Origin of the sequence: Photobacterium sp. SP02, assembly GCF_038519165.1 — a bacterium.
Lineage (GTDB): Bacteria > Pseudomonadota > Gammaproteobacteria > Enterobacterales > Vibrionaceae > Photobacterium > Photobacterium halotolerans.
Map to the genome: position 1 here is coordinate 1 of NZ_JASJOJ010000029.1, position 20,135 is coordinate 20,135.

At 51.3% G+C, this 20,135-nt stretch carries 19 protein-coding genes; 14 read left to right on the forward strand and 5 right to left on the reverse strand.

Going from position 1 to position 20,135, the window contains the following annotated elements; all coding sequences use genetic code 11:
• The 9 genes from P0Y67_RS13400 to rpoC form a co-directional block, all read left to right on the forward strand.
• On the forward strand, nt 1-83 hold an 83-nt coding region (locus P0Y67_RS13400), incomplete at its 5' end, for an EF-Tu C-terminal domain-related protein (RefSeq protein WP_244592946.1).
• A gap of 209 nt (nt 84-292) precedes the next feature.
• On the forward strand, nt 293-670 hold the full coding sequence (gene secE, locus P0Y67_RS13405; protein WP_342392257.1) for a preprotein translocase subunit SecE: 378 nt from the start codon (nt 293-295) through the stop codon (nt 668-670).
• 12 nt (nt 671-682) lie between these two features.
• Complete coding sequence (nusG, locus tag P0Y67_RS13410; RefSeq protein ID WP_027254132.1) at nt 683-1,228, forward strand: transcription termination/antitermination protein NusG; 546 nt, start codon at nt 683-685, stop codon at nt 1,226-1,228.
• Nucleotides 1,229-1,353: 125 nt separating this feature from the next.
• The gene (rplK, locus tag P0Y67_RS13415; protein ID WP_027254131.1) at nt 1,354-1,782 is read left to right on the forward strand and encodes a 50S ribosomal protein L11; all 429 of its coding nucleotides are present in this window, start codon (nt 1,354-1,356) and stop codon (nt 1,780-1,782) included.
• Nucleotides 1,783-1,786: 4 nt separating this feature from the next.
• On the forward strand, nt 1,787-2,488 hold the full coding sequence (gene rplA / locus P0Y67_RS13420) for a 50S ribosomal protein L1 (protein WP_027254130.1): 702 nt from the start codon (nt 1,787-1,789) through the stop codon (nt 2,486-2,488).
• A 239-nt stretch (nt 2,489-2,727) separates the two neighbouring features.
• A complete protein-coding gene (gene rplJ, locus P0Y67_RS13425) occupies nt 2,728-3,216 on the forward strand; it encodes a 50S ribosomal protein L10 (protein ID WP_027254129.1) in 489 nt (162 codons plus the stop codon).
• 61 nt (nt 3,217-3,277) lie between these two features.
• Nucleotides 3,278-3,643 carry a 50S ribosomal protein L7/L12 gene (gene rplL / locus P0Y67_RS13430; protein WP_027254128.1) on the forward strand — a complete coding sequence of 122 codons (366 nt, stop codon included), beginning with the start codon at nt 3,278-3,280 and terminating at the stop codon, nt 3,641-3,643.
• Nucleotides 3,644-3,865: 222 nt separating this feature from the next.
• Entirely contained in the window at nt 3,866-7,891 is a 4,026-nt protein-coding gene (gene rpoB, locus P0Y67_RS13435) for a DNA-directed RNA polymerase subunit beta (protein ID WP_337112316.1), read from the forward strand.
• 94 nt (nt 7,892-7,985) lie between these two features.
• Complete coding sequence (rpoC, locus tag P0Y67_RS13440; protein WP_161446821.1) at nt 7,986-12,203, forward strand: DNA-directed RNA polymerase subunit beta'; 4,218 nt, start codon at nt 7,986-7,988, stop codon at nt 12,201-12,203.
• A 205-nt stretch (nt 12,204-12,408) separates the two neighbouring features.
• On the opposite strand, the gene rsd is transcribed toward rpoC, so the two are convergent.
• Complete coding sequence (gene rsd / locus P0Y67_RS13445) at nt 12,409-12,894, reverse strand: sigma D regulator (protein ID WP_337112315.1); 486 nt, start codon at nt 12,892-12,894, stop codon at nt 12,409-12,411.
• Between the two features lie 160 nt (nt 12,895-13,054).
• Here rsd and nudC point away from each other — a divergent pair, with 160 nt between their 5' ends.
• Complete coding sequence (gene nudC, locus P0Y67_RS13450) at nt 13,055-13,849, forward strand: NAD(+) diphosphatase (protein WP_342392258.1); 795 nt, start codon at nt 13,055-13,057, stop codon at nt 13,847-13,849.
• 41 nt (nt 13,850-13,890) lie between these two features.
• Here nudC and P0Y67_RS13455 read toward each other — a convergent pair whose 3' ends face one another.
• The gene (locus P0Y67_RS13455) at nt 13,891-14,070 is read right to left on the reverse strand and encodes a hypothetical protein (protein ID WP_202602162.1); all 180 of its coding nucleotides are present in this window, start codon (nt 14,068-14,070) and stop codon (nt 13,891-13,893) included.
• Between the two features lie 244 nt (nt 14,071-14,314).
• On the opposite strand from P0Y67_RS13455, the gene hemE reads away from it, so the two are divergent.
• Nucleotides 14,315-15,379 (forward strand): uroporphyrinogen decarboxylase, encoded by a 1,065-nt coding sequence (gene hemE / locus P0Y67_RS13460; protein ID WP_337112313.1) that lies wholly within the window; start codon nt 14,315-14,317, stop codon nt 15,377-15,379.
• Nucleotides 15,380-15,441: 62 nt separating this feature from the next.
• On the opposite strand, the gene P0Y67_RS13465 is transcribed toward hemE, so the two are convergent.
• Nucleotides 15,442-16,041, reverse strand: a complete 600-nt coding sequence (locus P0Y67_RS13465) for a uracil-DNA glycosylase family protein (protein WP_342392259.1) — start codon at nt 16,039-16,041, stop codon at nt 15,442-15,444.
• An 8-nt stretch (nt 16,042-16,049) separates the two neighbouring features.
• Nucleotides 16,050-16,961: a D-2-hydroxyacid dehydrogenase gene (locus tag P0Y67_RS13470; RefSeq protein WP_342392260.1), complete on the reverse strand. Its 912-nt coding sequence runs from the start codon at nt 16,959-16,961 to the stop codon at nt 16,050-16,052.
• A gap of 69 nt (nt 16,962-17,030) precedes the next feature.
• On the opposite strand from P0Y67_RS13470, the gene P0Y67_RS13475 reads away from it, so the two are divergent.
• Nucleotides 17,031-17,618 carry a YjaG family protein gene (locus tag P0Y67_RS13475; protein WP_342392261.1) on the forward strand — a complete coding sequence of 196 codons (588 nt, stop codon included), beginning with the start codon at nt 17,031-17,033 and terminating at the stop codon, nt 17,616-17,618.
• A 63-nt stretch (nt 17,619-17,681) separates the two neighbouring features.
• Here the strand turns inward: P0Y67_RS13475 and P0Y67_RS13480 are convergent, their stop codons facing one another.
• Nucleotides 17,682-18,755, reverse strand: coding sequence for a hemolysin family protein (locus P0Y67_RS13480; RefSeq protein ID WP_342392262.1), 1,074 nt, complete (start codon nt 18,753-18,755; stop codon nt 17,682-17,684).
• Between the two features lie 331 nt (nt 18,756-19,086).
• On the opposite strand from P0Y67_RS13480, the gene hupA reads away from it, so the two are divergent.
• Together hupA and P0Y67_RS13490 are read left to right on the forward strand one after the other, a co-directional pair.
• The gene (hupA, locus tag P0Y67_RS13485; RefSeq protein WP_027254117.1) at nt 19,087-19,359 is read left to right on the forward strand and encodes a nucleoid-associated protein HU-alpha; all 273 of its coding nucleotides are present in this window, start codon (nt 19,087-19,089) and stop codon (nt 19,357-19,359) included.
• 42 nt (nt 19,360-19,401) lie between these two features.
• Entirely contained in the window at nt 19,402-20,073 is a 672-nt protein-coding gene (locus P0Y67_RS13490; protein ID WP_342392263.1) for a DUF1481 domain-containing protein, read from the forward strand.
• Nucleotides 20,074-20,135: the final 62 nt, after the last annotated feature.

Sequence of the window (20,135 nt, forward strand, 5' to 3'; positions counted from 1 at the left end):
CAATGGACGAAGGTCTGCGCTTCGCAATCCGTGAAGGTGGCCGTACCGTTGGTGCTGGTGTTGTTGCTAAGATCGTTGAATAATATTTGACGACAAGGCACGAAAAAGGGCATCATTTGATGCCCTTTTTCTACGCTCCGCCTCAGATTAGCGTATTTTTTGGTCAGTGTGCCGAGTAAAAAATGCGTTAAGGTGTACAGAGCGTTACGAAAGGGATTCACTTAATCCTTAGAAGCCTCGCTACCTGCGAGGTTATTTTCGTCTATATTGAGACAAGTTACAGGTTGGTTGTATGAAAGCGAATGCCGAAAACCAAAGCAGCTCTAGTAGCATGGATAGCCTGAAATGGGTTGTTGTATTTGCCCTGCTGGCAGCCGCGGTGGTTGGTAATTACCTGTACAGTGATGTATCTGTAGCGTTGCGTGCCGCAGCTGTAGTGGTCTTGGTTGCCGCTGCAGGTGGTGTTGCAACTCTAACAGCAAAAGGTAAAACAGCGATCACTTTTGCCCGTGAATCGCGCATGGAAGTCCGCAAGGTAGTGTGGCCAACTCGTCAGGAAGCTACGCAGACAACCTTTATCGTTTTAGCTGTCACTGTCATTATGGCGTTAGCCCTGTGGGGCATCGACGGCATTATGGTCCGTTTGGTCCGCCTGGTTACCGGTGTATAGAGGTAAGAGTTCATGAGCGAAGCTCCAAAAAAACGATGGTATGTTGTGCAGGCCTTCTCTGGTTTTGAAGGGCGTGTTGCACAGTCACTACGTGAACATATCAAGATGCATGGCATGGAAGACTACTTCGACGAGGTATTGGTACCGACAGAAGAAGTGGTGGAAATGCGTGCTGGCCAGCGCCGCAAAAGCGAGCGTAAGTTCTTCCCTGGTTACGTTCTCGTACAGATGGTGATGAATGATGAAACCTGGCATCTGGTACGTAGTATTCCTCGTGTGATGGGGTTCATTGGCGGAACATCTGACCGCCCGGCGCCAATTTCAGACAAAGAAGCCGCTGCAATTCTTAATCGTCTGCAGCAGGCGAGTGAATCGCCTGTGCACAAAACTGTGTTTGAGCCGGGTGAAGTGGTTCGCGTGACGGATGGTCCGTTTGCTGACTTTAACGGTGTGGTTGAAGAAGTCGATTACGACAAGAGCCGTGTGAAAGTCTCGGTCTCTATCTTCGGCCGTGCAACTCCGGTTGAACTGGAGTTTGGTCAGGTTGAGAAAAACTGATCAATAAGTAATCAAGTCATATTGTCAAGGGCGTGGAATTACACTATAATTTCGCGCCCTTTCGTTAGACGGGGAGTCTGTTTGCCAAAAGCAGACGTTTGAACCCAAATTAAGGTAATTAAGCAATGGCTAAAAAAGTAGAAGCTTACATCAAGCTGCAAGTTGCAGCTGGTATGGCAAACCCATCTCCACCAGTTGGTCCAGCTCTGGGTCAGCACGGTGTGAACATCATGGAATTCTGTAAAGCGTTTAACGCCAAAACAGATTCAATGGAGAAAGGTCTGCCAACTCCAGTGGTTATCACTGTTTATAGCGACCGTTCTTTCACTTTCGTTACTAAAACTCCACCTGCTGCAGTTCTGCTGAAGAAAGCGGCTGGTGTTAAGTCAGGCTCTGGCCGTCCTAACACTGAAAAAGTGGGTAAAGTGACTGAAGCTCAGATCCAAGAGATCGCAGAAACTAAAGCTGCAGACATGACTGGCGCCGACATCGAAGCGATGAAGCGTTCTATCGCGGGTACTGCCCGTTCAATGGGTCTGGTAGTTGAGGGTTAAGACAATGGCAAAACTAACTAAGCGTATGCGCGTAATCCGTGAGAAAGTTGACGCTACTCGCGAGTACGACATCAACGAAGCTGTTGCTCTGCTGAAAGAACTGGCTACTGCTAAATTCGTAGAAAGTGTTGACGTTTCAGTTAACCTGGGTATCGATGCTCGTAAATCTGATCAGAACGTTCGTGGCGCAACTGTACTGCCACACGGTACTGGCCGTGACGTCCGCGTAGCGGTTTTCACTCAAGGTGCTAACGCTGAAGCAGCGAAAGAAGCGGGTGCAGATCTGGTTGGTATGGAAGATCTGGCTGAACTGGTTAAGAAAGGCGAAATGAACTTTGATGTTGTTATCGCTTCTCCAGACGCAATGCGCGTTGTTGGTCAGCTGGGTACTATCCTGGGTCCTCGTGGCCTGATGCCAAACCCGAAAGTGGGTACTGTAACACCTAACGTTGCTGAAGCTGTGAAGAATGCTAAAGCAGGTCAGGTTCGTTACCGTAACGACAAGAACGGTATCATCCACACCACTATCGGTAAGGTTGATTTCGACGCTGACAAACTGAAAGCTAACCTGGAATCTCTGCTGGTTGCGCTGAAAAAAGCAAAACCTGCATCAGCTAAAGGTACTTTCATCAAGAAAGTTAGCATCTCTACCACTATGGGTGCAGGTGTAGCGCTAGACCAGAATACTCTGGACGCTAACGTTTAATATTTGCAGAATCGCTGGGATTATGTATAATCCTGCGTTTCGAATTAATGGCTAAGATCTGGGCAGTATTCTGCCGGGATCTTCGTCCTAGACCGTAGGTGTTCTCTGAACTTAATAATTCAGCCTACGTAGACGGTGCCAGGAACATGATTGATATACTGTCTTTCTTGGATCTGCGCCGTACAAACTCTCCTGCAATTTTGCAGTGAGTGGGTAAACACAATCCAGGAGCAAATCCAATGGCTTTAAACCTTCAAGACAAAAAGGCAATTGTTGCTGAAGTCAACGAAGCTGCCAGTGGTGCCCTGTCTGCAGTTGTTGCTGACTCTCGTGGCGTAGCCGTGGGTGCTATGACGACTCTGCGTAAACAAGCGCGTGAAGCGGGTGTTTACGTACGTGTTGTTCGTAATACTCTGGCTCGTCGTGCAGTAGTAGGTACTAACTACGAGTGTCTTGCTGACACTTTCGTAGGTCCTACTCTGCTGGCTTTCTCTACTGAGCACCCAGGTGCCGCAGCACGTCTTTTCAAAGACTTTGCTAAAGAGAACAAAAATTTCGAGATCAAAGCTGCTGCATTCGAAGGCGTACTGACTGATGCAGATGTTCTGGCGAAACTGCCAACTTACGACGAAGCTATCGCACGTCTGATGATGTGCATGAAAGAAGCTTCTGCTGGCAAGCTGGTTCGTACTATTGCAGCTATTCGCGATCAGAAAGAAGCCGCTTAATAAGTTTGGCTTTTTATTGGTTGCTATTTAAACTAATTGTTGACTTTAAAAGAGAATTGTTATGTCTATCACTAACGAGCAAATCCTAGACGCAGTTGCAGAAATGTCTGTAATGCAAGTTGTTGAACTGATCGAAGCAATGGAAGAGAAGTTCGGTGTTACTGCTGCTGCAGCAGTAGTTGCTGGCGGTGCTGCTGAAGCAGTTGCTGAAGAGCAAACTGAATTCGACGTAATCCTGACTGCTGCTGGCGGTAACAAAGTTGCTGTAATCAAAGCAGTACGTGGCGCAACTGGTCTGGGCCTGAAAGAAGCTAAAGCACTGGTTGACGGCGCTCCAGCACCTCTGAAAGAAGGTGTTGAGAAAGCTGAAGCTGAAGCTCTGAAAGCTCAGCTGGAAGAAGCTGGTGCATCTGTTGAAATCAAGTAATTATTACTTAATTTCTTAGCCTTTATGGCTATGGGCTGGTGGCTAAAAAGCCACCGGCCCTTTTGCGCTGTAGGGTAGTGGTGTTTTTCACATTGTTTTGCAACCGCTTCCCGTGCAAATCACAGCCTGTATACCAGTGCTGTTCCTGCTACAAACAATGTTATTAGTCACTGCCTCTTACTAGAGGTAGTTTGGATCACTTATCAGCGATCTGAGGAACCTATGGTTTACTCTTATACCGAGAAAAAGCGTATCCGTAAGGATTTTGGTAAGCGTCCTCAAGTATTGGACATACCTTACTTGCTGTCGATCCAGCTTGAGTCTTTTGATAAGTTCATCGAGCAGGATCCTGAAGGGCATTACGGTCTAGAAGCTGCCTTTCGCTCTGTATTTCCAATTCAGAGCTATAACGGCAATTCCGAGCTGCAATACGTTAGCTATCGTCTCGGTGAGCCGGTGTTCGATGTCAAAGAATGTCAGATTCGTGGTGTAACATATTCCGCGCCACTGCGCGTGAAATTACGTCTTGTTATGTATGACAAGGACGCACCAGCTGGCACAGTAAAAGACATTAAAGAACAAGAAGTTTACATGGGCGAAATTCCGCTCATGACAGATAACGGTACATTCGTTATTAACGGTACCGAGAGGGTTATCGTATCCCAGCTGCACCGTAGCCCGGGCGTCTTTTTCGACAGCGATAAGGGTAAAACCCACTCCTCAGGTAAAGTGCTTTATAACGCACGCATCATTCCTTACCGTGGTTCATGGTTGGATTTCGAATTTGATCCAAAGGATAACGTCTACGTTCGTATTGACCGTCGTCGTAAGTTGCCCGCGTCTATCATTCTGCGTGCGCTGAACTATACCACTGAGCAAATCCTTGATCTGTTCTTCGAGAAAATCAATTTCGAAGTACAAGGCAAGTCTTTGGTCATGGAGCTGGTGCCAGACCGTCTGCGCGGTGAAACTGCGAGCTTCGATATTGAAGCGAACGGTACTGTGTACGTTGAGAAAGGCCGCCGTATTACTGCGCGTCATATCCGTCAGCTGCAGAAAGATAACATTGACCACATCGAAGTACCTGTTGAGTACATCGTGGGCAAAGTGTCAGCACGTGACTATGTGAATGAAGACACGGGTGAGCTGATTGTTGAAGCGAACCAAGAGCTGAGCCTGGAAATTCTGGCGAAGCTGTCTCAGGCTGGCCACAAAGCCATCGAAGTGCTGTTTACCAACGACCTGGATTACGGTCCGTACATGTCCGATACCCTGCGTATTGACAGTACCACGGATCGTCTGAGCGCCTTGGTTGAAATCTACCGCATGATGCGCCCTGGTGAGCCACCAACGCGTGAAGCGGCTGAGCAGCTGTTTGAAAGCCTGTTCTTCTCAGAAGATCGCTATGACCTGTCTGCGGTTGGCCGCATGAAGTTCAACAGCTCTCTGGTTCGTGAAGAAACAACAGGTTCTGGCACGCTGGATCACGACGACATTATCGACGTGATGCGTAAGCTGATCGACATTCGTAACGGTAAAGGTGAAGTTGATGATATCGACCACCTGGGTAACCGCCGTATCCGTAGTGTTGGCGAAATGGCTGAAAACCAGTTCCGTGTCGGTCTGGTGCGTGTTGAGCGTGCAGTGAAAGAGCGTCTGAGCCTGGGTGATCTGGATGCTGTGATGCCACAGGATCTGATCAACGCCAAGCCTATCTCAGCAGCCGTGAAAGAGTTCTTTGGCTCTTCTCAGTTGTCTCAGTTTATGGATCAGAACAACCCTCTGTCAGAAGTGACGCACAAACGTCGTATTTCTGCCCTGGGTCCAGGCGGTCTGACGCGTGAGCGTGCAGGCTTTGAAGTTCGAGATGTTCACGCCACGCACTACGGTCGTCTGTGTCCTATCGAGACTCCTGAAGGTCCGAACATCGGTCTGATCAACTCGCTGTCTGTATTTGCGCGTTGTAACCCGTACGGTTTCCTGGAAACACCATACCGCAAAGTGGTTGATGGTGAGGTTACCGACCAGATTGATTATCTGTCAGCGATTGAAGAAGGTCAGTTTGTTATCGCTCAGGCGAACGCCGCTCTTGAAGAAGACGGCAGCTTTACCGATGAGCTGATCACTGCCCGTCACAAAGGTGAATCTGGTCTTCACCCACGTGATCACGTTCAGTACATGGACGTCGCAACCAACCAGGTCGTATCTGTGGCAGCGTCCCTGATCCCGTTCCTGGAGCACGATGATGCGAACCGTGCCCTGATGGGTGCGAACATGCAACGTCAGGCCGTACCGACTCTGCGTGCTGATAAGCCGCTGGTAGGTACAGGGATTGAGCGTGCGGTAGCGGTGGACTCCGGTGTAACATCGGTGGCTAAACGCGGCGGTATGGTTCAGTCGGTTGATGCGTCTCGTATCGTGATCAAAGTGAACGAAGACGAGCTGGTACCGGGCGAAGCGGGTATCGACATCTACAATCTGACTAAGTACACCCGTTCTAACCAGAACACCTGTATCAACCAGCGTCCAACTGTGATGCCGGGAGAACCTGTAGCACGTGGTGACGTGCTGGCTGATGGTCCGTCTACTGACCTGGGTGAGCTGGCTCTTGGCCAGAACATGCGTATCGCGTTCATGCCTTGGAACGGCTACAACTTCGAAGACTCCATCTTGGTCTCTGAGCGTGTGGTTCAGGAAGATCGCCTGACGACTATCCACATCCAGGAACTGTCCTGTGTGGCGCGTGATACTAAGCTGGGTGCGGAAGAAATCACAGCAGACATCCCGAACGTGGGTGAAGCGGCCCTGTCCAAGCTGGACGAGTCCGGCATCGTTTACATCGGTGCGGAAGTGAAGGGTGGCGACATTCTGGTTGGTAAAGTCACGCCGAAGGGTGAGACTCAGCTGACACCGGAAGAGAAACTGCTGCGTGCCATCTTCGGTGAAAAAGCCTCTGACGTGAAAGACTCGTCGCTGCGTGTACCTAACTCTGTGTCTGGTACCATCATCGACGTTCAGGTCTTCACGCGTGATGGCGTAGAGAAGGACAAGCGTGCACTCGAAATTGAAGAGATGCAGCTGAAAGAAGCGAAGAAAGACATCACCGAAGAATTCCAGATCCTGGAAGGTGGTTTGCTGGCTCGTGTCCGTACTCTGCTGCTGTCTGCCGGTTATGATGACGCGCGTGTGTCTGCCATGGACCGTGAGAAGCTGTTTTCTCAGACTCTGGATGATGAGTCACTGCAAAACCAGCTGGAGCAGCTGGCAGAGCAGTACGACGAGCTGAAATCTGAGTTCGATAAGAAATTCGAAACCAAGCGTCGTAAGATCACCCAAGGTGATGATCTGGCCCCTGGCGTCCTGAAGATCGTGAAGGTCTATCTGGCCGTTAAGCGCCGTATTCAGCCTGGTGATAAGATGGCCGGCCGTCACGGTAACAAGGGTGTTATCTCGAAGATTTGTCCGGTTGAGGACATGCCTTACGATGAGAAAGGCCAGACAGTCGACATCGTACTGAACCCGCTGGGTGTACCTTCGCGTATGAACATCGGTCAGATCCTGGAAACTCACATGGGTCTGGCGGCAAAAGGTATCGGTGACAAGATCAATCAGATGCTGAAAGAGCAGCAGGAACTGCACAGGTTCCGCGAATTCCTTCAGAAGGTCTATGATCTGGGCGATACCCGTCAGAATGTTGATATTGCATCTATGTCTGATGATGAAGTTCGTACCCTGATTGAGAACCTGCGTGCAGGTCTGCCGATCGCGACACCAGTCTTTGACGGTGCGCCAGAGCCAGCAATCAAAGAGCTGTTGAAACTGGCAGACTTGCCGGAATCTGGTCAGCTGAATCTGTTTGATGGCCGTACCGGTGAGAAGTTTGAGCGTCCTGTAACTGTCGGTTACATGTACATGCTGAAACTGAACCACCTGGTCGACGACAAGATGCACGCCCGTTCTACTGGTTCGTACAGTCTGGTTACCCAGCAGCCACTGGGCGGTAAAGCTCAGTTTGGTGGTCAGCGCTTCGGTGAGATGGAAGTGTGGGCACTGGAAGCTTACGGTGCAGCTTATACGCTGCAGGAAATGCTGACAGTGAAATCGGATGACGTGAATGGCCGTACGAAGATGTATAAGAACATCGTCGATGGTGATCACCGTATGGAACCAGGTATGCCGGAATCCTTTAACGTATTGTTAAAAGAGATCCGCTCGTTGGGTATCAACATCGAGCTGGAAGACGAGTAATCCTGACGCTGTCAGTACGACTTGAATCCGGTATCAATATGAAGGCGCCGCCGCCACGGCGCCTTTATGGGTCAACTCCTCACAGGAGCCGAATGTGAAAGACTTACTTAAGTTTCTGAAAGCACAGCACAAGACCGAAGAATTTGATGCGATCAAAATCGGTCTTGCTTCACCTGACATGATCCGTTCATGGTCTTTCGGTGAAGTGAAAAAGCCAGAAACCATTAACTACCGTACCTTTAAGCCTGAGCGTGACGGTCTGTTCTGTGCACGTATCTTTGGCCCGGTCAAAGACTATGAATGTCTTTGTGGTAAATACAAACGCCTGAAGCACCGCGGCGTGATTTGTGAAAAATGTGGTGTAGAAGTTACTCAGACCAAAGTACGTCGTGAGCGTATGGGTCATATTGAGCTGGCTTCTCCTGTTGCCCACATCTGGTTCCTGAAATCACTGCCATCCCGTATCGGTCTGTTGATGGACATGCCGCTGCGTGATATTGAGCGCGTGCTTTATTTCGAATCTTATGTGGTTATCGAACCTGGCATGACCAATCTTGAGCGTAGTCAGCTGCTGTCTGAAGAACAGTATCTGGACGCGCTGGAAGAGTGGGGCGATGAGTTCGACGCGCGCATGGGCGCCGAAGCAGTGAAAGCACTGCTGGCCAACATGGATCTGAATGCTGAAATCGAACTGATGCGTGAAGAGCTGGAAGAAACCAACTCTGAAACCAAGCGCAAGAAGCTGACCAAGCGTCTGAAGCTGGTAGAAGCATTTGTTCAATCCGGTAACAACCCAGAGTGGATGATCCTGTCAGTACTGCCTGTACTGCCGCCGGATCTGCGTCCTCTGGTACCGCTGGATGGTGGTCGTTTTGCGACTTCAGATCTGAACGACCTATACCGTCGTGTGATCAACCGTAACAACCGTTTGAAGCGCCTGCTGGATCTGGCTGCACCAGACATCATCGTACGTAACGAAAAGCGTATGCTGCAAGAGTCTGTGGATGCACTGCTGGACAACGGCCGTCGTGGTCGTGCCATTACGGGTTCGAACAAGCGTCCGCTGAAATCTCTGGCTGACATGATCAAAGGTAAGCAGGGTCGTTTCCGTCAGAACCTGCTGGGTAAGCGTGTTGACTACTCAGGCCGTTCGGTTATTACCGTTGGTCCATACCTGCGTCTGCATCAGTGTGGTCTGCCGAAGAAAATGGCTCTGGAGCTGTTCAAGCCATTCATCTACGGCAAGCTGGAAACCCGTGGTCTGGCGACGACGATCAAAGCTGCCAAGAAGATGGTTGAGCGTGAAGAAGCTGTCGTTTGGGATATCCTGGACGAAGTGATCCGCGAACACCCGGTGATGCTGAACCGTGCACCAACACTGCACCGTCTGGGTATCCAGGCGTTCGAACCTGTACTGATCGAAGGTAAAGCGATTCAGCTGCACCCACTGGTCTGTGCGGCTTATAACGCCGACTTCGATGGTGACCAGATGGCTGTTCACGTACCGCTGACGCTGGAAGCCCAGCTGGAAGCGCGTGCGCTGATGATGTCGACGAACAACATTCTGTCGCCAGCATCCGGTGATCCAATCATCGTACCGTCTCAGGACGTTGTACTGGGTCTGTACTACATGACCCGTGACAAGATCAACGCCAAAGGCGAAGGCATGTACCTGGCTGGCTCTGCTGAAGCAGAGAAAGCGTACCGCACCGGCAATGCTGAACTGCATGCCCGTGTGAAAGTGCGTATCACCGAGCACGTGAAAAACGAGCAAGGCGAGCTGGTGAAAAACACCCAGCTGGTGGATACCACTGTTGGTCGTGCCATGCTGTGGCAAATCGTGCCTAAGGGTCTGCCATACAGCCTGGTGAACACTGAAGCGCTGGGCAAGAAGCAGATCTCGAACCTGCTGAACACCTGTTACCGTGAACTGGGCATGAAGCAAACCGTCATTTTTGCTGACCAGATCATGTACACAGGTTTTGCTTACGCGGCACTGTCTGGCGTATCTGTTGGTATCGACGACATGGTAGTACCAGACGCTAAGTACACCAAGATCGCTGAAGCTGAAGCGGAAGTTGCAGAAATTCAGGATCAGTTCCAGTCGGGTCTGGTAACCGCTGGCGAACGTTACAACAAAGTTATCGATATCTGGGCAACCGCGAACGAACAGGTTGCTAAAGCGATGATGGATAACCTGTCGTTTGACACAGTTATCAACCGCGAAGGTAAAGAAGAACAACAGAAATCGTTTAACAGCGTATACATGATGGCCGATTCCGGTGCTCGTGGTTCGGCTGCACAGATTCGTCAGTTGGCGGGTATGCGTGGTCTGATGGCGAAACCAGATGGTTCGATCATCGAAACGCCAATCACAGCGAACTTCCGTGAAGGTCTGAACGTACTCCAGTACTTCATCTCCACGCACGGTGCGCGTAAAGGTCTGGCGGATACGGCACTGAAAACAGCGAACTCAGGTTACCTGACTCGTCGTCTGGTAGACGTTGCCCAGGATGTGGTGATCACAGCTGATGACTGTGGTACGCACGCAGGTATCACTATGATGCCGCTGATCGAAGGTGGTGATGTTAAAGAACCACTGCGTGATCGCGTACTGGGTCGTGTCGTGGCTGATGATGTGCTAAAACCGGGTACTGAAGAAGTACTGGTTCAACGCAACACTATGCTGGACGAGAAGTGGTGTGACATTCTGGAAGACAACTCAGTTGACCAGATTAAAGTGCGTTCTGTTGTGACCTGTGAAAACGACTTCGGTTGTTGCCGTAACTGTTATGGTCGTGACCTGGCTCGTGGTCACCTGGTTAACCAGGGTGAAGCAGTCGGTGTTGTGGCGGCACAGTCCATCGGTGAACCAGGTACACAGCTGACGATGCGTACGTTCCACATCGGTGGTGCGGCTTCGCGTGCGGCAGCAGAAAACAGCATTCAGGTGAAGAACAAAGGTTCTCTGAAGCTTCACAATGCCAAGTTCGTAACCAACAACGATGGCAAGCTGGTGATCACTTCGCGTGCTGCTGAGCTGACTATTGTTGATGAGTTCGGTCGTACCAAGGAAAGCTACAAGCTGCCTTACGGTTCGATGCTGGGCAAAGGCGACAACGATGCAGTTGAAGCCGGTGAAGTGGTGGCGAACTGGGACCCACACACAATGCCAATCATTACTGAAGTGGCAGGTCATATCCAGTTTGTGGATCTGATCGATGGTGTGACGGTTTCTCGCCAGACGGACGACCTGACGGGTCTGTCTTCTATCGTAATCCTGGACGGTTCAGAGCGTACCGGTGCAGGTAAAGATATGCGTCCAATGGTGAAACTGGTTGATGACAAAGGCAACGATGTCATGATTCCGGGTACAGATATGCCTGCGCAGTACTTCCTGCCGGGTAAAGCCATTGTTCAGCTGGAAGACGGTTCTGCGGTTGGTATCGGTGACACGCTGTCTCGTATTCCTCAGGAATCTGGCGGTACGAAAGATATCACCGGTGGTCTGCCACGCGTTGCGGATCTGTTCGAAGCGCGTAAGCCGAAAGAGCCTGCTATCCTGGCTGAAATCACAGGTGCAGTGTCCTTCGGTAAAGAGACCAAAGGTAAGCGTCGTTTGATCATCACCCCAACTGATGGCCAGCCATATGAGGAAATGATTCCTAAGTGGCGTCAGCTGAACGTCTTTGAAGGCGAGAAAGTTGAGAAAGGTGATGTGATTGCCGATGGTCCGGAAGCGCCGCACGATATCCTGCGTCTGCGTGGCGTTCACGCGGTAGCAGAATACATCGTGAACGAGGTTCAGGAAGTTTACCGTCTGCAAGGCGTTAAGATTAACGATAAGCACATCGAGACTATCATCCGTCAGATGCTGCGTAAGGTAACCATTACGGTTCCGGGTGACTCTGAGTTCCTGGAAGGCGAGCAGGTGGAATTCTCCCGCGTGAACATCGCCAACCGTCAGCTGATTGCTGAAGACAAACAGCCTGCACTGTTTGAGCGTGATCTGCTGGGTATTACCAAAGCGTCTCTGGCTACTGAGTCCTTCATCTCTGCCGCGTCGTTCCAGGAAACGACTCGCGTACTGACTGAAGCCGCAGTTGCCGGTAAGCGTGATGAGCTGCGTGGTCTGAAAGAAAACGTCATCGTGGGTCGTTTGATCCCAGCGGGTACAGGTTTCTCTTATCACCAGCAACGTCAGCGTCGTCGTGATGCGGATCTGGCGCCGGTAGAGCCACAGGTTGATGCCGAGCAGGCGTCTCAAGACCTGGCGGCACTGCTTAATGCCGGTCTGAACGACGAAGATTAAGATCTGCCTGGTTCTTACGTAACCGAAAACTGAAAAAGGCACCCTCAGGGGTGCCTTTTGTTTTTATGATTAATCAGTCCGTGATGTGTTTTCAGCTGCTTGAATATTGCTGGGTCTTGGCCGATTTTATACAGACAAAGACGCATACAGTAATCAGAGATTCTGATTACCTGTTATTGCTAGCACAGCGTGTAACAGGCTGTGATTAAGCGCCGGGTGGAACGGCTAAGCTCTCACTGATCAGTTCAATCAGATCGTCTTCCAGCTCGAACCTCAATTCGATTTGTTCACCCACCAGGGACAGTTCGTTATCAAAATCATCCCAATCATCACTGTCGTCTGTGATCTCACAATAGCGGTCGGCAAAATTCAGCAAGGGATCTGTGGTATCTGTAATTTTGTTGTAGAGCTGTGAGATTTCTGTGGTCGGGGAATATCCGGTCGCCTGCCACCTTGCCATCACCTTGTCGTAAATTTTAAAATGGCCTTCGGAGATGTAATCAACCAGTTGCTGGCTGAAGAGTTGGAGCTGCGATGACGTGGGAAGTTGCCGGGATTTATTTTCAAAGGGAGGTAAGCCTGCTAATTTGCAGTAATCTATCAGCAGCTGCTGCCTCGACATCAGCCAATGATCGATGACATCATTGTTGCCACCCCATTGTTTTTGCACTTGTTCGAATTTACTAAGCATGACCATGTCCTCATGATCGCCCCGCAAGACGCAGGAGCCGAAAACAATACCTGTCAAACTCTTAGTGACACTAAGAGTACCAATATGGCAAAGCCAAATTCCACTGTTAGGTTTAGATTGCCAGCAAAACTGATACCCTGCAAGGATGGAGGAGCAGCTAATGTCAAAAAAGCAAGAACACAGCTACTGGTGTGTCATTCGTGACCGCAGAATTTACTTAGAGGATGGTAAGTTACCACTTACACTAGAGGGCTTTACTGACAGGGATCTCACCGGATCCAAAGTGATCGGCTTTCATCAGGGATGTCCGGTGAGATGGCTGGAAGATCCTGATTTACTGGTCGACAAAAAATTTTATTCGCTCAGGGAATTACTTCACGAAGATGAGGATCTGTTTGCGCTGGCCGGAAAAGCGATGCAGTTATCCTATATGCGCGAGACGCAGGCATTTTGTTCTTCCTGCGGCGGGAAAACGACATTGGCCGACAGTGCACACGCCATGCGATGCCAGGCCTGTGACAGCTACCATTATCCGCGCATTGCTCCCTGTATTATTGTTGCGGTGAAGAAAGAGGACAGCATTTTGCTGGCGCAGCATCCCCGCCACAAAAGTGGCATGTATACCGTTATTGCCGGCTTTGTCGAAGCCGGAGAAACCCTGGAGCAATGTGTGGCTCGTGAGGTCAAAGAAGAGACGGGTATTGAGGTGACCAATATCCGCTACTTTGACAGTCAGCCCTGGGCGTTTCCGTCCAATATCATGATGGGATTTCTGGCTGAACACCAAAGTGGTGTTATCCGTCCGGATTACGAAGAGCTGGTTGATGCCCGCTGGTTTAAACACGATCAGTTACCGCAGATCGCGCCGCCAGGGACGATTGCCCATCGTCTTATTCAGGCTACTTGCGAGACCATCAGGCAGGAAGCAGCAATCCGGAAGGATGGTGACCAGTAAATGCCAGGAAGACTTTTACTGAAACAGGAGCCAGGCTCCTATTAGCCAGAGTGGCTTTCTGGCAGTCCGCGGAAAACGGCTTTAGAATGCTTGATCAGATGCGCGGCATAATGCGGGGTAACTTTGTGCAGCTGTCCTTTCATGGCTTTGAAAGAGTTTTCCCAGCAGCGGTCTTTGTACACACCGGTTTCAGTAAATTCGATAACAACTTGCAGGTTCATAGGTCCTCCAATCTTTGCAGTAGCCGATGTTGGCTGTTAATAACAGTATCAGAGAACAGATAGGGTATTGATTAAAATATCTGCAACATTAGATTGCCAAAAATGAAACCGGTGACGCTCAAACTGTACTGTTTGCAAGCGATGTGCGCTAAGCGGCATTAATTACCATTCAGGGTGAATGCATAGCTGCTGATGCCGGATCGGGGTGTTACAATGTACTCAATTATTTGCCAGGATGTTGACAATGACAGAATTGAAAAACGATCGCTATCTGCGTGCTTTACTCAAGCAGCCGGTTGACTGCACCCCTGTATGGATGATGCGTCAGGCAGGCCGTTATCTACCAGAATACCGGGCGACCCGCGGTGTGGCGGGCGACTTTATGTCGCTGTGCAAGAATGCTGAACTGGCCAGCGAAGTGACTTTGCAACCCCTGCGCCGTTTTCCGCTGGATGCCGCTATCCTGTTTTCTGACATCCTGACCATTCCGGATGCTATGGGTCTGGGGCTGTATTTTGAAACCGGTGAAGGGCCAAAATTCGAGCGTCCGATCACCTGTAAAGCCGATGTCGATAAGATAGGCATCCCTGACCCGGAAGGTGAGCTGCAATATGTGATGAATGCGGTGCGTCAAATCCGCAAAGATTTGCAGGGTGAAGTGCCGCTGATTGGTTTTTCCGGCAGCCCGTGGACGCTGGCTACTTATATGGTGGAAGGCGGCAGCTCTAAGGCGTTTACAAAAATCAAAAAAATGATGTACGCCGAACCTGCGGTTCTGCATGCACTGCTGGATAAACTGGCTGACAGTGTGATTCAGTACCTGAATGCCCAAATCAAAGCCGGTGCCCAGTCAGTGATGGTGTTTGACACCTGGGGTGGCGTATTGACCCCGCGTGATTACCAGCTGTTTTCGCTGCAGTACATGCACAAGATTGTCGATGGTCTGATCCGTGAAAACGAAGGCCGTCGTGTCCCTGTGACCCTGTTTACCAAAAACGGCGGTATGTGGCTGGAAGCGATTGCGGCAACCGGTTGTGATGCGGTGGGCCTGGACTGGACCATTGATATTGCCGATGCCAAGCGCCGTGTGGGTGACAAAGTGGCCCTGCAAGGCAATATGGACCCGTCCATGCTGTACGCGTCGCCAGCGCGTATTCGTGAAGAAGTGGCCGGTATTCTGTCCGGCTTCGGTGAAGGCACGGGCCATGTCTTTAACCTGGGCCACGGTATCCATCTCGACGTACCGCCGGAAAATGCCGGCGTCTTTGTCGAGGCGGTCCATGAGCTGTCTGCCCCTTACCACAAGTAAGCGACGGCAGATGACACCAAAAAGCGAGCTGAAGGGCTCGCTTTTTGCGTTTTTAAAGGCAGCTACAGCCCCAGGTGCTGGTGGACATAGTCGCGGATATAGGGCACCACATCGGTTTCAAACCAGGGATTTTTCTTCAGCCACAAGGTATTGCGCGGCGATGGATGAGGCAGCGGCAGGTAGGTGGGCGCCCATCGTCGCCAGGCTTTGACTGTGTCGGTCAGGGGTTTGGGTTTATCTGACAGATAATAATTTTGCGCATACTGGCCGACCAGCAGCGTCATGCCGATATTGGGCAGCAGCGGCCAGACCTGGCCATGCCATTGCGGCGCGCATTCGGGCCTCGGCGGCAAGTCTCCGCTTTTGCCTTTACCCGGATAGCAAAGCCCCATCGGCATAATGGCGATACGGCTGGGATCATAGAAAGTATCACGATCGAGATCCAGCCAGCGGCGCAGCCGGTCACCACTCGGATCGTTCCAGGGAATGCCGGTGTCATGGACCCGGGTGCCCGGGGCCTGGCCGACTATCATCAAGCGTGCTTCGCTGCTGGCCTGAATCACCGGCCGCGGACCGAGCGGCAGGTGAGCCTGACACAATTCACATTGCCGGATCTGAGCCAGTAATGCCGCTAAGGCGTGCGGAGGGGTGAGGTTTGCCATAATCCGCCTTAATAGCCGAGTGTGAAGTCAATCTGGTGTTGCAACGGCTTACCTTCAACATAGCGCAGGTAGTTGGTTTTGAATATCTCCATCACCTGTTGCGGAAAGCTCTCGGCGGCAATGTGCGGCGTGACAGTTATCTGAGGATGGCACCAGAAAGGGTGCTCAGCCGGCAGGGGTTCTTGTTTGAACACATCCAGAAAAGCATGGCTGAGCGCGCCACTGGCCAGCGCCTGCAGCAGGCCTGGCTCACACACCGCATTACCCCGGCCGACATTAAAGAGTAAGGTGCCGCGGCAATGGCTAAGGCTGTCGGCATTGAGCAGATTGTCTGTCATCGCAGTGGCTGGCAGCACAGAGACCAGCACATCAGCCTGTTGCAGCGCCTCGCTCAGATCCTTGATAGCCATGACCTTATCAAAACCCGGGGCAGCACTTTCGCCGGAGCGGTTCACGCCCAGCACTGTCATTCCTAACGCTTTGGCTGCGCCAGCCAGGTGCTGGCCAATCGAGCCGGTGCCCAGAATCACCATGGTTTTGTCAGACAGAGCGCCATAGCTGTGCGGCTGCCACTGCGCCTGCTGTTGCTGGGCCTGATAACGGCCGAAATGGCGCTGGTGGCTGATCAGCAAACCTAGCACGTATTCGCTGATCAACTGGCCGAAGATCCCCCGGACATTGGTCAGCGCATAATCGCTGCGCAATCCGGGCTGGATCAGCGCGTCTATACCGGCATAGGTGGATTGCAGCCAGCGCAGCTGAGGAAAGTGCGCTAACTTGTCAGTGATTAATGGCGGATCGGCCAGCACCAGGGTTGCCTCGTCTGGATTATCCGTCAGTGACAGCGCTGGTAAGTCTGCTTCTTCAATCAGTTGGCGGTACAGGTCTGCCCGTCGGGAAACAATACAGAGTTGATGCATGGCTTTTTCCTTTTGCGCTGGCGGGTTATCAAGTAAAATTCAAGTTAACGTTTTCAGACAGATTATCCCATGCTTAAGAATCCAATTCAGCTTCGCCTAGAAAAATTTGAACCCTGGCAATACCTGACCTTTATGGCCTCACTTTGCGAGCGGATGTATCCCAATTACGCTTTCTTCTGCCGCGAGACTGAATTTGCGGATCCTCAGCCTTATCGTCTTATCCTCGACAGCGTCTGGGAAATCCTGACGGTGAAAAATGCCAAAATCAATTTTGAAAACCAGCTGGAGAAGCTGGAAGAGATGGTACCCGCTGCCGACGATTATGACTTGTATGCGGTGAACCCGGCGATCGATGCCTGTGTCGGGCTGTCTGATCTGCTGCATGCGCTGCTGGATCGTGATCTGATCCCTGAGACCGCACTGAGCATCAGTTCCCTGTCGGTTGAAACTGTGGCTAATCTGGAAGAAGCGCGCGAGGGTGAGGAAATCACCAACGACAACCAGAAGGACAATCAGGCCGTGTGCGAAGAATGGGATGTCCAGTGGGCTATCTACCGTGCACTGAAAGAGACGGATGGCCGGGATATCGAGCTGATTAAAAGCCTGCGCCGTGAACTGCGTGACGACGGGGTGAGCAATATCGGGATTGCGCTCTGATTTGAGAGTCTGTGCCGAACAAGGCAGGATCGCTATCCTGCCTTGTTCGTCTTTGTTGAGGGGTCAGTTGTTGTAGTCGTCTTCGTCGTCGTCGCGGTTTTCAATCACCCCGTGTTTTTTCTTCCAGCGTTCCCAGCGCTGAAACGCCAGTTGCTGCATATCGGTACTGGTATCGGCTTCATCGACAATTTCTTCGCCGACCAGGCTCTCGAAAATATCTTCCAGGGTAACCAGTCCCATCACAGTGCCGTATTCATCGACCACTAAGGCCAGCTGGACGCGCTCTTTCATCAGTTTTTCAAACGCCACCGGCACAGTATCCAGATTCAGGACCACAGGCAGCGGCCGCATCAGATCGCTGAGCAGCAGATTGCCCTGTCCACTCTGACTGGCGGCAAACAGTTCGAGACGGTGAACAAACCCGAGAATATTGTCTTTGCTGTCTTGGTAAATCAACGGGCGCGAGAAAGGACTGTCTTTGGCCTGGCTCAAAAACTCGTTGACCGACAAACTGCCCTCGACACGGAACAGGACCGGCCGCGGGGTCATGATTTTACTCACGCTGACATCGCAGAACTGCAGCAGGTTATGCATGATTTTGGATTCCCCTTCGGCCAGCTCGCCGGACTCTTTGGCCAGCATGGCCATGGCCGAGAGTTCATCACGCAGTTTCGGTGGCTGGTGGCCCCGCGACAAACGGCGGGTGATTTGTTCCGATACCCACACGAAAGGACGAAGCAGCCAGATCATCCATCCCAGGACATGAGCCGTGAACGGGGCCAGCTGACGCCAGTAAGTCGCGCCTATGGTTTTGGGAATGATTTCCGACAGCAGAAGAATGCCGACTGTGAGCGCGGCGGAGAATACCCCCAGCCACTGGCTGCCGAAGACGACAGCGGCCTGAGCACCGGCAGTCGCGGCACCAATGGTGTGGGCTATGGTGTTCAGGGTCAGAATCGACGCCAGCGGGCGATCGATGTTGCCTTTCAGCTCTGCCAGTTTGCCTGCCATGGGATGCTCTTGCTGACGCAGGGTACCTATGTAGCTGGGAGAAATACTGAGCAGTACAGCTTCCAGTACAGAGCAGATAAAAGACACGCCTATGGCGATTGAGATATAAATGATCAGAAGTAACATGCGTTTTGATGTGCTCTTAGTGGACTAACCATGAAGATACTCAAGTGGCCTCAAATTGCCGAATGATAAGAACCGCAACAGCGCTGGTATGTATGAATGCGCTGGACTCACGGCACCTAGCTTCTTGAGTTATTTGAGTATTAATTGGTGCAATATGAAGCAAAAGCAACCAGCGTCTTCTTCAGGATAGTAACAATTTGTGAACTTGCGCTCAGTTTATGGTTAAAGACCCCGCAGCTAACCACAGGAAAGCCGACAAACCTTTGCCACATGGGCTTCTTTTGAATTAGAGTGGATAAGTCTGAAGAAAAAACCTTAGAAGGGAAACCGAATGAACAAGACCCAACTGATTGACCTGATTGCTGAACAAGCGGACCTGACTAAAGCGCAAGCAAAAGACGCGCTGGAATCAACCCTGAGCGGCATCACCGAAGCATTGAAATCCGGTGACCAGGTTCAACTTATTGGCTTTGGCACATTTAAAGTAAACCACCGCGCAGCGCGTACAGGTCGTAACCCGCAGACTGGTAAAGAAATCCAGATCGCTGCAGCAAACGTACCTGCTTTCGTTGCAGGTAAAGCGCTGAAAGATTCTGTAAAATAATCTTAACTCCGTCGAGGATCACTTCGGCGGAGTTTTTTATTTATGAAACGAACCTTCCTGATTGCACTGTCTTTCCTGCTTTCTGCCTGTGGCAGCTCTGCTTTATCACAACACGCACTGTCTCCTTTGGAACGCCTTAGCGGCGGCCAGGTTGTCGGTGATGCGTCATCACTGTACTGGGTCAACCAGCGCCAGTCGAAACCCGAGTCTTTGGCTGAACGGGTCTGGATGGGCGATTACGGAGAGTATCTGACGGATTATCGCTGGCACGATGGGCAACTGCGTGAATTGAAGCGGGCCGGCACAGCGCTGAAAGATAATAAACGCCAGCCGTTTGAATTGCATGTGCGTTACGATCAGCACGGCGATGCCGTGTTCCAGCGCTATAAGGTTGGCGACACGGTTTTTCCTTTGTCTGACACTCAGCTGCATCAGCTCAGCCAGCAGGCCGACATGGCTGTTGCTCTGGTCAGAGAGCAGTCGCGAGAGGGGCTCCAGCTGGTGCAGGGTATGTGGGACGGTCAGCGGTTTGTTCACTGTGATGATCAGGCTGAGATTGAGATCAACTGGCAGCAAATTAACGCCCAGCCAGGTTATATCGCACTGATCGGAAAATCGGATGGCCGGGGTAAGGTCACCGCGCAGCAGATGGTGCTGAACCGGACAACCGAGCAGCACTGCCTGACGCCGCCCAGATTACTGGATGTGTCCTGACGGACTGAGCTGAGTGAAAGATTCAGCGGATAACAACAAATAAGGCGCCTTCAGGCGCCTTA